10 protein-coding genes are annotated in these 12,311 nt (G+C 64.7%); 5 read left to right on the top strand and 5 right to left on the bottom strand.

The features are described 5' to 3' along the window. Positions 1 to 59: 59 nt before the first annotated feature. A complete protein-coding gene (gene recA, locus DEA8626_RS06350; protein ID WP_108852169.1) occupies positions 60 to 1,136 on the bottom strand; it encodes a recombinase RecA in 1,077 nt (358 codons plus the stop codon). Between the two features lie 194 nt (positions 1,137 to 1,330). Here recA and DEA8626_RS06345 point away from each other — a divergent pair, with 194 nt between their 5' ends. After that, entirely contained in the window at positions 1,331 to 1,924 is a 594-nt protein-coding gene (locus DEA8626_RS06345) for a sulfotransferase family 2 domain-containing protein (protein ID WP_108853349.1), read from the top strand. Between the two features lie 144 nt (positions 1,925 to 2,068). On the opposite strand, the gene DEA8626_RS06340 is transcribed toward DEA8626_RS06345, so the two are convergent. The 3 genes from DEA8626_RS06340 to guaB all read right to left on the bottom strand — a co-directional run bounded on the left by DEA8626_RS06340 (position 2,069) and on the right by guaB (position 7,178). Next, entirely contained in the window at positions 2,069 to 4,285 is a 2,217-nt protein-coding gene (locus tag DEA8626_RS06340; RefSeq protein ID WP_438502431.1) for an ATP-binding protein, read from the bottom strand. A 199-nt stretch (positions 4,286 to 4,484) separates the two neighbouring features. Next, complete coding sequence (locus DEA8626_RS06335; RefSeq protein WP_108852167.1) at positions 4,485 to 5,666, bottom strand: RsmB/NOP family class I SAM-dependent RNA methyltransferase; 1,182 nt, start codon at positions 5,664 to 5,666, stop codon at positions 4,485 to 4,487. A 63-nt stretch (positions 5,667 to 5,729) separates the two neighbouring features. Continuing rightward, on the bottom strand, positions 5,730 to 7,178 hold the full coding sequence (guaB, locus tag DEA8626_RS06330; protein ID WP_108852166.1) for an IMP dehydrogenase: 1,449 nt from the start codon (positions 7,176 to 7,178) through the stop codon (positions 5,730 to 5,732). Positions 7,179 to 7,320: 142 nt separating this feature from the next. Here guaB and DEA8626_RS06325 point away from each other — a divergent pair, with 142 nt between their 5' ends. Then, positions 7,321 to 8,019 (top strand): type 1 glutamine amidotransferase, encoded by a 699-nt coding sequence (locus tag DEA8626_RS06325; protein ID WP_108852165.1) that lies wholly within the window; start codon positions 7,321 to 7,323, stop codon positions 8,017 to 8,019. On the opposite strand, the gene DEA8626_RS06320 is transcribed toward DEA8626_RS06325, so the two are convergent. After that, positions 8,016 to 8,981 (bottom strand): TDT family transporter, encoded by a 966-nt coding sequence (locus DEA8626_RS06320; RefSeq protein WP_108853348.1) that lies wholly within the window; start codon positions 8,979 to 8,981, stop codon positions 8,016 to 8,018. The two genes, DEA8626_RS06325 and DEA8626_RS06320, sit on opposite strands and share 4 nt — an antisense overlap. A gap of 167 nt (positions 8,982 to 9,148) precedes the next feature. Here DEA8626_RS06320 and speB point away from each other — a divergent pair, with 167 nt between their 5' ends. The 3 genes from speB to DEA8626_RS06305 all read left to right on the top strand — a co-directional run bounded on the left by speB (position 9,149) and on the right by DEA8626_RS06305 (position 12,249). Continuing rightward, positions 9,149 to 10,138: an agmatinase gene (gene speB / locus DEA8626_RS06315; protein WP_108852164.1), complete on the top strand. Its 990-nt coding sequence runs from the start codon at positions 9,149 to 9,151 to the stop codon at positions 10,136 to 10,138. A gap of 34 nt (positions 10,139 to 10,172) precedes the next feature. Next, entirely contained in the window at positions 10,173 to 11,066 is an 894-nt protein-coding gene (locus DEA8626_RS06310) for a DMT family transporter (protein ID WP_108852163.1), read from the top strand. 97 nt (positions 11,067 to 11,163) lie between these two features. Continuing rightward, positions 11,164 to 12,249 (top strand): outer membrane protein transport protein, encoded by a 1,086-nt coding sequence (locus tag DEA8626_RS06305; RefSeq protein WP_108852162.1) that lies wholly within the window; start codon positions 11,164 to 11,166, stop codon positions 12,247 to 12,249. Positions 12,250 to 12,311 lie beyond the last annotated feature (62 nt).

The following is a 12,311-nucleotide window of genomic DNA, read 5'->3' as shown; positions in this document are numbered from 1 at the left end:
ATGAAAGGCGCGGCTCCGCATCAGGGGCCGCGCCGAAGTGTCAGAAATCTCTGGCCGGCCTAGGCCTCCATCACCTCGTCGTCGCCGGGCTCGCCATCGGAAGCACCGAATTCCAGCCCGTGGCTCGCGCGGATCTTGTCCTCGATCTGGAAGGCCACGTCGGGGTTTTCCTTGAGAAACTGCTTGGCGTTCTCTCGGCCCTGCCCGATCCTCTCGTCGCCGTAGGAATACCAGGCTCCCGACTTCTCGACGACGCCCGCCTTGACACCTAGGTCAATGAGCTCGCCGGTTTTGGAAATCCCTTCACCGTACATGATGTCGAACTCGACCTGCTTGAAGGGCGGCGCCACCTTGTTCTTCACGACCTTCACGCGGGTGGTGTTGCCCACGACCTCGTCGCGGTCCTTGATGGCGCCGATCCGGCGGATGTCGAGGCGGACGGAGGCATAGAACTTCAACGCGTTGCCGCCGGTCGTCGTCTCGGGCGAGCCGAACATCACGCCGATCTTCATGCGGATCTGGTTGATGAAGATCACCATGCAGTTCGACCGGCTGATCGAGGAGGTCAGCTTGCGCATCGCCTGGCTCATGAGCCGCGCATGGACGCCGACGCTCGAATCGCCCATGTCACCCTCGAGTTCCGACTTCGGCGTCAGTGCCGCGACCGAATCGACGACGACGAGGCTGACCGCACCGGAGCGCACCAACGTGTCGACGATCTCGAGCGCCTGTTCGCCGGTATCGGGCTGCGAGATCAGCAGCTCGTCGAGATTGACGCCGAGCTTCTTGGCATATTGCGGGTCGAGCGCGTGTTCGGCATCGACGAAGGCGCAGACCCCGCCCTTCTTCTGCTCTTCGGCCACGACATGCAGCGTCAGCGTGGTCTTGCCCGAGCTTTCGGGGCCGTAGATCTCGACAACGCGTCCCTTCGGCAGGCCACCGATCCCAAGCGCGATGTCGAGTCCGAGCGAGCCCGTCGAGGTCGACTCGATCTCCATCACCGGGCTGTCGGTGCCGAGCTTCATGATGGAGCCCTTGCCGAACTGGCGTTCGATCTGCGCGAGCGCCGAGTCGAGGGCCTTCTGTTTGTCTGCGGAGCGCTTGTCGTTCATGTCGAGAAGGTTCGTCACTGCCATTTGTCGCTTCCTTATTTCATACCGCGGCCGGGGCGGCAATCATTGCTCGTGTTCGCCTCTTGTTCTCGGATTTATGAGATCAAAAGAGGAACATTTCAATCGAAATTTCTGAAAATCGACTTTTTCTCTTCAAGGTAAATCTTTAGTTAATGGCGCTGTCATTTCCTTCCGCACAGTCGATCGAAAGGGTTTCGATGCTCGTTTTCTGGAAGCAGCGCCTGGTTTACCTCGCCACGCCCAAGACCGGATCGACGGCGATCGAGGCGGCGCTCGAATCGCTGGCGAGTGTGGTCATCCAGCGCCCGCCAGAATTGAAACACACCTCGGTCCACCGCTACTGGCGCTATCTCGCGCCCTATCTGGAAAAGGCGGCTGACGAGGATTTCATGGTCGTTGCGGTCATGCGCGAGCCCCTGGACTGGCTCGGCAGCTGGTTTCGTTACCGGCAGCGCCATACCGGCATGCGCGCCGAACGGTCGACGCACGGCATGACGTTCGACACCTTCGTCGCGGACTACCTCAGCGACCCACAGCCCGAGCACGCCAATGTCGGACGTCAAAGCCGCTTCCTCGTGCCCGACAAGGGGCCGGGCGTCGACAGGCTTTTCCGCTACGACGACATGGATGGCTTCGTGCACTTCCTCGAAGGCCGGCTCGACTGCGAGATCAGCCTGCCGCGGCTCAACGTGTCACCGTCCGGTGCATTGGACCTCGACCCGGCGCTCGAGGCGCGGCTGCGAAAGGAATACTGGCGCGACTTCGCCCTCTACGACACGCTCAAGTCTTAGACCAAAGACTGGTCGCGGCCCTCGACGACCGCGCGGATACCTCGGGCGCAATGCGACCGCCTGGGCACCCTGACAGAAACGAAGACCGTCCGGCGCCTGCCCGCGCTGCGGCCGGAGTTCCGCGCCTCGCCAGCGACGATTGGCTCAGTGCAGCTGCCCCTGCACGGTCGCCGTCAGTTCGCTGAGCGAGAAGGGCTTCGGCAAGAAGACTGAGTTCGGGATCCGGTCGCGCGTCTCGGTCAGGCTTTCTTCCGAATAGCCGGAGACGAACACGACGCGGGTGTCGGGGCGGTCCTTCAGCGCCTCGCGCACCCAGGAAGGGCCGTCCATCCCCGGCATGATCACGTCGGTCACGAAGACATCGACACTGAGCGCGGCATCCTCGAGCGTCTTCAGCGCCTCCTCGGCGTTTTCCGCCTCGATCACCGTGTAGCCCCGCATTCTGAGCGCCCGGCTCGCGAAGGCGCGGACCGGTGCCTCATCCTCGACCAGAAGGACAACGCCCTCACCGACACGCGGCGCGCGACGCGGCGCGGGCCGAGTCGGGGCCTCGGACTCGGCTTCCTCGCCGCGCGAATGCGCCGGGAAGTAGAGCGTGAATGTCGTCCCCTGCCCCGGCACGCTGTCGCAGAAGATGAAGCCGCCGGTCTGCTTGATGATGCCGTAGGCCGTGGACAGGCCGAGCCCGGTCCCCTCGCCCTGGCGCTTGGTCGTGTAGAACGGTTCGAATATCTTCTGCAGGCTCTCCTGGGCGATCCCGGTGCCCTCGTCCGTCACGCGCACGACGACGTAGTCGCCCGGCGTGACACGTGCGCGGTCGCGCGAGAGCGCCTCGGTCAGCGTCAGCGACTCGGTCTCGATCCGGATTTCTCCTCCCGTCGGCATCGCGTCCCGCGCGTTCACCACCAGGTTCATGATCACCTGTTCGAGCTGGCGCTTGTCCGCCCGGATCGGGCTGAGATCGGGATCGTGATTCAGCGCGAGCCGCACTCTTTCGCCGACAAGGCGGTTCAACAAATGCGTAAGGTCCGACAGTGTGTCGCGCAGGTCGATCACCTCGGGCTTCAGCGTCTGCTTTCGCGAAAACGCCAGAAGCTGGCCGACGAGGCTCGCCGCGCGGTTGGCGTTCTGGTTGATCTGCACCAGATCGGCGTAATCCGGATCGCCCTTGTCGTGACGCAAGAGAAGCAGATCGCAATGGCCCGATATGGCCGTCAGAAGATTATTGAAGTCATGCGCGACTCCGCCGGCGAGTTGGCCGATCGCCTGCATCTTCTGGCTCTGGACGAACTGCGCCTCGAGCGTCTTGAGCTGGGTGGCGTCCGACAGGATGGCCAAGAGCGCCGGTCTCCCGTCCTCGACCGTCCGGGTCAACGTGACCTGCAGGTACACGTCCTGGTCCTTGCCGCGCACGCGCAGGACCTCCGGCCGACAGTCGGCGCGGCCGGATAGCGCGTCGGCCAGCCAGTCGTTGACCGGGCGGCCGAGACCCTCGAGAAGCTCCGATACGGACGTCCCCGGCTCGACCTCGCCAAGAAGGGCGCGCGCAGCGCGGTTCGACTCGCTCAGCGTGCCATCCATTCTGATCTTCAAGAGCGCGACGGGCAGCGTGTCGAAGGCGGTCGGGTCACCCGCATAGGCGCGCCCGTGCTCAGGGGCCGGGAGGAAATAGATCTCCTGCCGCCCGCCGGTGCCATCGATGACCGAAATCAGCGTGCGCACCGGCCCGTCCGCGCCCGCAACTTCCATCTCCTCACCCGATTGAACGGGCAGTTCGGTGAAGACCCGGTCGAGTGTCTTGACGCGCTGACCGACCAGCTTGCGCAGCGCCTCGTTCATGAACAGGACCGTGCCGGTCTTGGACGCGGTCAGCATCGGAAGGCTGATCGTCTCGGCCCCGCGTCCGCCATTCGAACGTTCCGCCATATCTTCGAGCCGCCAAAGAAACCGCGTATCGCCGATCCGGTGCACCGCGAGGCGCACGTGCCCGCGCCGCGTTACCAGATCCTCGCGCGCGGAACCGAGTGCCTCGGCCCGGTTCTGGAGCCGGTGCAGCACTGCGGCCGGGCTGGCGAAGACTTCGGCCAGCGCCCGCGTCAACGTCTGCCCGCCTTTGCTGCCGAACCGGTCGAGCGCGGCGCGGTTCTGGGTGCCGATCTCGCCTTCCTCATTCGTCATGAAGCTCGGCGAGGCGTCGTGTTCGATGAATTCGGCGATCTGCTCCTGCAGGTCGCTGTCGGCCCGTCCGTGGCGCGACGCGAGGGCGGAGGTGAGACCCGCGAGCGCCGCGAAGGTGCCCGCCGCGGCGAAGACCGCCAGTGCGACAATGCCGTCGCCCATGAACCACGCCCCCGCCCCCATCAGCACGGCCGCCACGATGAGGTAGACGCCCCTCGGCGCGATCGTATGCGCGGTTCGGGTCAGCGGGTGCGGAGAAAGCGCCGGATTGGACACCAACGTGCCTCCCTTCAGATTCGATTGCACCCGCATTCGGACGCGAAATGCTTAAACGGTGATTAAACCGCGAGAGGATACAACTTTCAATTGTGTAGAGCCCGGATCAGACCCGCGTCAAGTGAGCGCTGTAGAACCCGTCGCCGCCGTTGAGCGGCGTGAAACTGCGCTCCTCCACCAGCCGCCAGTCCGGGTGGCGGTCGAGGAAGGCGGCGATCTGGCCGCCGTTCTCGGCCCCGAGCAGCGAGCAGGTCATGTAGGCGAGCGTCCCTGCCGGCGCGACGAGCCTGCTGCCTTGATCGAGGATCTCCTCCTGCACGCGGAGGAGGTCCGAAAGCCATTCTGGCGTGAGCTTCCACTTGGCGTCGGGGTCGCGCCGCCAAGTGCCGATGCCCGAACACGGCACGTCGAGCAGAACGAGATCGTAGTTCTGCCCCTGAAGATCGCTTTTGGCGATGCGGACTGCGGCTCCGGCGCGGGCAGCGCGGACGGGCAGGTCCCGCATCCGGCGCGGCTCGGCGTCGTGGGCGGTCACGTCACAATCCGCCCGAGCCGCTATGGCGAGGCTCTTGCCGCCGCCGCCTGCACAATAATCGAGGATGCGCATCCCACGCTTCAACGGCAGCGCCTCGACCGCGGCCTGCGGGCTTGCGTCCTGAAGTTCTACAAAGCCCTGCTGGTAGCTAACCGAATTCCGGATACTTCTTTCGCCTGCGGTGACTTCCAGTGCATGGCTCGCAAGTGGTGTGGTCCGCGTTTCAATCCCCTCTTCCGCGATCCGCACAGCGACTTCATTGCGACTGCCGCGCCGCGCGTTCACCCTCAGGAAGACCGGTGCACGGTGTCGCATCGCCTCAAGGACCGGCGCAAAGTCGTTTCCGAGACTGTCCTTCAGTTGCGGCCCGAGCCAGTCGGGGCAATCGAGCGCGACCAGTTCCGGAAGCATATCCGCGCCCGGCGCCGCGCGCAGTTTCACTCGCTCGGCAGCATTCAAAGGGTCCGGCGCGTAGCCTTCGCCGGTGAACATTTCCTCTGGATTGCGACCCATGGCGCGCAGATGCCCAGTCAACAGCGCCCGGCCAGAGGGCGTATTCGCCCCTGATAGCGCGGTTAACGATCTGAGGCGGCGCAGGGCGTCATAGACATGGTCGCGCACCGCCGCGCGGTCACCGGAACCGGCGTAGCGGTTCGCCCGCGCCCAGCCTGTCAGCGCATGTTCCGCCGCTTCGCCGGTGAGGATCCGATCGAGAAGACCGATGGAGGCGGCGATGCGACCTGCCGGTGTCATCGCGCGGCAGAACGCTTGACCGCCGTAGCGACTGAGTTTGAAAAACCGCTCATAACCCTCTGATTACATGACGCGATAGTTCGGCGTCTCTCGCGTGATCTGCACGTCGTGGACATGGCTTTCCCTGAGGCCCGCCCCGGTAATCCGGACGAAGGTGCATTTCTGGCGCATCTCATCCACAGAACGGTTGCCGGTATAGCCCATTGCCGCACGCAGGCCGCCGACCAGTTGATGGATAACAGCCGCGGCCGACCCTTTATAGGGCACCTGGCCCTCGATCCCCTCGGGGACGAGCTTGTCCGATGCCGCGTCCTTCTGGAAATAGCGGTCCGCCGACCCGCGCGCCATGGCGCCGAGACTTCCCATGCCACGATAGCTTTTGTAACTACGGCCTTGATACAGAACGAGTTCCCCGGGACTTTCGTCGGTTCCGGCGATCGCAGAGCCGACCATTGCGCAAGACGCGCCCGCAGCGATCGCTTTGGCGAAGTCGCCGGAATACTTGATGCCGCCATCGGCGATGACAGGCACGTCGCCAGCGGCACCCGCCGCATCCATGATCGCGGTCAGCTGCGGCACGCCGACGCCGGCCACGACCCGCGTCGTGCAAATGGAGCCTGGGCCAATCCCGACCTTCACCGCGTCTGCCCCCGCCGCGATCAGCGCCCGCGTCGCCTCGGCGGTGGCGACGTTGCCGGCCACGACCTGAACGGCGTTCGACAGCGCCTTGATCCGCTCGACCGCCTTGGCCACGCCTTCTGAATGGCCGTGCGCGGTGTCGATTACGACCATGTCGACGCCCGCCTCGATCAGCGCCTGCGAGCGTTCAAAACCCGCCTCGCCCACCGTGGAGGCGGCCGCGACGCGAAGACGCCCGAGTTCGTCCTTGCATGCGTGCGGGTTCAGAACCGCCTGCTCGGTATCCTTGAGCGTCAGAAGCCCCGTCAGCTTGCCCTCGGCGTCGGCAACCAGAAGCTTTTCGATGCGGCGCGCCTTCATCAGGCTCTTGGCCTCTTCCAGATCGGCCGGTTCGCGCAGCAGCGCGAGGTTCTCGGCCGTCATCATGGCGCGAACGGGCGTCCGGTCATCGGACGCGAACCGCATGTCGCGATTGGTGACGATGCCAACGACACGACCGTCGCCGTCGACGACCGGAAAGCCGGTCACGTTGTAGCGCTCCTGAAGCGCCTTGGCGTCGGCCAGCGTCTGGTCGGGCGTAAGCGTGATCGGGTTATAGACGATCCCGCTTTCGAAACGCTTCACGCGCCGGACCTCGGCGGCCTGTGCCTCGATGCCGAGGTTGCGGTGAATGACGCCGATCCCGCCCGCCTGTGCCATCGCGATCGCCATGCGCGCCTCGGTAACTGTATCCATCGCCGATGAGAGAAGCGGGACGTTCATGCGGATCGATTTGGTGACGTTCGTCGACGTGTCGGCATCCGCAGGCAGCACGCTGGACGCGGCCGGGACGAGAAGCACGTCGTCAAAGGTCAGAGCCTCGCGAATCTCCATGGGGCCTCCAAGGGGGAGCGTTCGTTTGGCGCTTCCCTGTTTCATGGGCGGCGTCGGATGGCAAGCCCTAATTCCCCCGAACCCGGACCCGCTTGCCAGAGCACACGCGGCGGTGTTCAAACGGGTCGGAGGAGTGAGGACCATGCGCGTCGCCGTCGTCGAGAACATCAAGCCGTCGCCGCTCGGCCTTCTCGGCCAAGCACTCGACGAGGCCGGGATTGAGGTGGAGGTCTTCCGCCCGCGAGACGGCTGCCCGCTGCCCACTAACCCCGCAATCCACGACGCGCTGATCGTGCTTGGCGGCGAGCAATCGGCACTCGACGACGCGCTGCATCCCTATCTGCCGGCGCTTTCCCGGTTGATGCGGGTCTGGGGCGAGACCGGACGCGCTGTCCTCGGCATTTGCCTTGGCGCGCAACTCCTCGCGCGCGGCTACGGGGCCGAGAACCGACTGGGCGCGGCGAAGGAATTCGGGTGGCGCCAGATCCGGCCGACCGGCGACGGGCGCGCCGACCCGGTCCTGTCCGCCGCTGGCGCGGAGTTTCCCATTTTCCAGTGGCACAGCGACACTTTCGTGCTGCCCGACGGCGCAAAACTTCTCGCCACAAACGCTGACGTGGCCAACCAAGCCTTCCGGCTCGGCCGCGCCACGTACGGCATCCAGTTTCATTTCGAAGCCGGGCGCGACATAGTGGCCGAGTGGACGGAGCAATTCGCGGAAGCCACCGAACAAATGCGCCCCGGCTGGGGTGCCATTCACACAGCGGAAGCCGCGCGCCACGGGCCGAGGGCAGAGGCAGCCGGCCTCGCGCTCGCGCGGGCTTGGATCGCGCAGATCTAAGCCGTGGCGGCGTTCGTCTTGACGGCGAGTTGGCCTCGCGCCCAAAGACGTATGACCTGGAAGGCGATCGCCGGCACGATGAGGGTGGCCGCGACCAGCGCGATGCCCCCTGGGACGCGCCAGATGCCGCCCGCAGCCAGCCAGAGGCTCGCCGTCGCCGCAAGCGGGAAGGTGAAGGCACCCCAGAGCGGCGAGAAGCCGGCTTCGGTCACCCAGCGCGTTCGCACCACGAACCACAGGACGAGGAAGGCCGCGACGCCAGCCGCCCCCATCGCCACGGCCCGCAGATCGAGCGAATCGGCGACGAGGCCGAGAAGCGCCACAGGCGACAGATGAATGGTCAGCAATGGACGAAGCGGCGCCGGCACGTCGTCTTTCACGATCTGTTCAAGGCTGACCGCCCAGATGATCGCCGCAAATATCGCCGTGCCGATGAAGACAGGCAGCGCGACGAGATAAAGCTCGAGCGTCGCGGCAGCGAGCGCGCCTATGATGAAGCCCACGAAGGTGAGGTGCCAGACGGGCGTCACGCGCCTCTGTTCGGCCGGTCCGGTCGCGAAGACATAGACGAGTAGGACGACAAGAACCGAGTGCACAGCAAAGCCCAGCCAAAGCACGCCCACAGCTGCCGTGGCCGAATAAGGGGCCAGCGTCATCGACAAGAGATAGAGGCAAAGCACCATCGTGCCAACGCCCGCGCGCCCTGGCAGGATCCGCAGGTCCTCGGGCACGACACCCGGACGGCGAAGAACTTTCGCGACGTAGGCCACGAGCGAGAAGGCATAGAGCAGCGTCACCGCACCCAGGATCAGCTCCGACACTCCCGCCGGAAGTGCGAACACGTCGGTGCCGCGCCGCCAGGCGAGCCCGAGACCGAAGAGCCCCATGATCGATGGGAATACCGCAGGCGGAACACGCCGCCACAGCCCGGGTGGCGTCTGAGCCGGAGATTTGAAAGCCATCTGCTGCCTCATATCATTTTTCGCGATCCTGCCAAGTTCGGACCGGATATGCGAGCGAAAACGGCAGACAAACTGCCGGATTCTACAACTAGAGGGAGAGTTGTCCGTTCGGGCCTTGCGCACCGGACGTCGCGATGTAGCCTTGGCGAGATGAGTGAGGGCGTGTGATGGGCGGACATGGATACGAGAGCGGGCGGCTCAACCTGCCCTTCGTGGGCATCCCGACCTTCGCCAAGTCGCCCTACATCGCCGACTGGAGCCAAATCGAAGCCGATGCCGCCATCCTCGGCGCACCCTTCGACATGGGCACCCAGTTCCGGCCCGGCGCGCGGTTCGGTCCGCGCGCCGTGCGCGACGCCTCGACGCTCTTCTCCTTCGGCCATGCCGGCGCCTATGACCACGAAGACGACGCAACCTATCTCGGTCCCGAAGTGCGGATAGTGGATCTCGGCGATGCGGACATCATCCACACTGACACAGAGAAGAGTCACGCCAATATCGAATCCGGTGTACGAGCCATCCTGCAGGCCGGCGCGCTGCCCGTTGTCATCGGCGGCGACCACTCGGTCAACATCCCCTGCATTCGTGCCTTCGACGAAGTCTGTGCGTCCGGGGGACCGATCCATGTCCTCCAGATCGACGCCCATCTCGATTTCGTCGACGAGCGCCACGGCGTCCGGCACGGCCACGGCAATCCCATGCGCCGGGCGGCCGAGCGCGACTACGTGACCGGCCTCACGCAGCTCGGCATCCGCAACGTGTCCTCAACTGCGAAGGAGGGTTACGAGTCCGCGCGCGCGATGGGCTCCGACATACTTTCGGTCCGGCAGGTGCGCGCACTCGGGCGCGAAGGCGTACTCGCGCGCATCCCGACGGGCGCGCGTCTCTACATCACCATCGACATCGATGGTTTCTGCCCGTCGATAGCGCCCGGAACCGGCACGCCCTCGCATGGCGGATTCCTCTACTACGAGGTTCTTGAGATTCTTCAGGGCGTAGCGTTTGCGCACGAGATCGTCGGCATCGACCTTGTCGAGGTCGCGCCCGACTACGATCCCTCGGGCTCGACCCAGATCCTCGCGGCTCAGCTTCTTCTGAACTTCCTCGGCTTTGTCTTCCATGCCCGCGCCCACCGCGCGACGAAAATACGGCTGTGACGCGCGCCCTCCTCCCATACGGGCCGACGCCCGCATGACCGAGCCGCACCGCCCCATCGCGGCCGCCTTCTGGATGTCGGGCTCGATCATCGGATTCTCGGCGCTCGCGGTGTCGGGTCGTGAGATTGGCTCGGCGCTCGATACGTTCGAGATGATGCTCTACCGCTCGTTGATCGGCGTGGTCATCGTCCTTGCGGTTGCGTACCTGACCGGGCGGCGGCACGAGATCGGAACGCGGCATTTCGGACTTCACGCGCTGCGCAACGTAATCCACTTCGCCGCACAGAACCTCTGGCTCTACGCGCTCGCGCTCATCCCACTCGCGCAGCTCTTCGCGGTTGAGTTCTCCAACCCGCTCATCGTGGCGGTGGCAGCACCATTCTTCCTGTCCGAAAGGCTGACGCGCACAAAGCTGATCGCCGTCGCGATCGGCTTCGCGGGCATCCTCGTCGTCGCGCGGCCGTTCGGCACGGGCGGGCTTTCGGTTGGCTTCATCGCCGCGCTTCTCTGCGCCGTGGGCTTCGCCGGCACCTCCATCGTGACGAAGCGGCTCACGCGGGTTGCGTCGATCACCTGTATCCTCTTCTGGCTGGCCACGATGCAATCAGCCTTTGGCCTAATCTGCGCGGCCGCGGATGGCGATATCGCACTTCCTGACGCGGCGGTGCTGCCTTGGGTGGTTGTGATGGGTATCTCGGGGCTCGTTGCGCATTTCAGCCTGACGATGGCGCTGTCGCTTGCGCCCGCATCAATCGTGGCGCCAGTGGACTTCCTGCGCCTGCCCGTCATCGCTCTGGTCGGAATGGCTTTCTACGGAGAGGCGCTCGACGCCTGGGTTCTTGTCGGCGGCTGTGTGATCCTTGCAGCCAATTGGATAAATATTCGCGCGGGTGCAAGTTTCCGTAGCGTCACAACTGCGGCGCGATAAAATCGGACGTGACGTCATTGATTGACGCAAATGACTGCGCCTGCCTAGGGTCGAGCAAAAAAAGAACAAGAATTATCGTGTTAGGGATGAGGAAAACATGAAAAGACTGTGTGCAGTCGCCGCGGGCGCAGCCTTCGGCGCAACATCGGCCTTTGCGGGGGGATTGGAACGTTCCGCCCAGTCGGTGGCAATCCTGTTCGAACAGGGCGAATATGCGGAGTTCACGCTCGGCAGCTTCAGCCCGAGTGTAAGCGGTGTATTCGGTGGCGCGCTCGCGAGTGGCGACATGGCGAGCTCGTATATCACCTACTCTCTCGGCTACAAGAGAGCGCTGAGCGACCAGCTCGACCTCGCGATCATCGTCGACCAGCCGGTCGGCGCCGACGTGGACTACCCGGCAAGCGCGGCGCCATACCCATTTGCGGGCTCGAACGCCGAGGTCCGTTCTACCGCCGTCACTGCGCTCCTGCGCTACCGTCTGCCGTCAAATATTTCGATCTACGGCGGTCTGCGCGGTCAAAGCGTCAAGGGTGACCTGCAGATCATCGCCCCGGCCGTCTCGCCGGCCTTCACCAATTACAACCTTGCGGCCGACAGAGATTTTCAACTCGGCTATGTGGTGGGTGTCGCGTGGGAGAAGCCCGAGATCGCGGCGCGCGTTGCGCTCACCTACAACTCGAAGATGGAGCACACCTTCGACACGACCGAAACCGGTCTCGCCCCGGTCGCGCTGACCGGCACGATGGATGTCGAACTGCCGCAATCCGTGAACCTGGAATTCCAGACCGGAATCGCGCCGGACACGCTGCTGTTCGGTTCGATCCGCTGGGTCGAGTGGAGCGCGACCAACATCACGCCGCCCTTCCTCGGCGCCGCGATCGTGTCCTACCCTGAGGACATCATCACTTACAATCTCGGGATCGGCCGCCGGTTCAACGACCAGTGGTCGGGCGCGGTCACGATCGGTTACGAGAAGAACGAGGGAGCACCGGTCGGCAACCTCGGCCCCACCGACGGCTTCAAAAGCATCGGGCTCGCCGCCACCTACACGATGGACAACGTCAAGATCACCGGCGGCATCCGCTATGTCGACATCGGCGACGCGACGACCACGACAATCGGCTCAAACTTCGCCGACAACGAAGGCATCGGCGGCGGTATCCGGATCGGCTACAGCTTCTGATCTGCTCCGAAACGAGATTCGCGGCCCCGCACCTGGCGCGGGGCCGTTCGCGTTCTGGCCCG

Origin of the sequence: Defluviimonas aquaemixtae (genome assembly GCF_900302475.1) — a bacterium.
Classification (GTDB): Bacteria; Pseudomonadota; Alphaproteobacteria; order Rhodobacterales; family Rhodobacteraceae; genus Albidovulum; species Albidovulum aquaemixtae.
The sequence above is the reverse complement of the archived record's forward strand: the minus strand, read 5'-3'. Positions and strand labels throughout refer to the sequence as shown.

Coding starts and splice junctions, on each gene's coding strand:
- speB (WP_108852164.1), top strand. CDS start 9,149: ATGGGCGGACATGGATACGAGAGCGGGCGGCTCAACCTGCCCTTCGTG.
- recA (WP_108852169.1), bottom strand. CDS start 1,136: ATGGCAGTGACGAACCTTCTCGACATGAACGACAAGCGCTCCGCAGAC.
- DEA8626_RS06320 (WP_108853348.1), bottom strand. CDS start 8,981: ATGGCTTTCAAATCTCCGGCTCAGACGCCACCCGGGCTGTGGCGGCGT.
- DEA8626_RS06340 (WP_438502431.1), bottom strand. CDS start 4,285: ATGGGGGCGGGGGCGTGGTTCATGGGCGACGGCATTGTCGCACTGGCG.
- DEA8626_RS06310 (WP_108852163.1), top strand. CDS start 10,173: ATGACCGAGCCGCACCGCCCCATCGCGGCCGCCTTCTGGATGTCGGGC.
- DEA8626_RS06345 (WP_108853349.1), top strand. CDS start 1,331: ATGCTCGTTTTCTGGAAGCAGCGCCTGGTTTACCTCGCCACGCCCAAG.
- guaB (WP_108852166.1), bottom strand. CDS start 7,178: ATGGAGATTCGCGAGGCTCTGACCTTTGACGACGTGCTTCTCGTCCCG.
- DEA8626_RS06305 (WP_108852162.1), top strand. CDS start 11,164: ATGAAAAGACTGTGTGCAGTCGCCGCGGGCGCAGCCTTCGGCGCAACA.
- DEA8626_RS06335 (WP_108852167.1), bottom strand. CDS start 5,666: ATGACACCGGCAGGTCGCATCGCCGCCTCCATCGGTCTTCTCGATCGG.
- DEA8626_RS06325 (WP_108852165.1), top strand. CDS start 7,321: ATGCGCGTCGCCGTCGTCGAGAACATCAAGCCGTCGCCGCTCGGCCTT.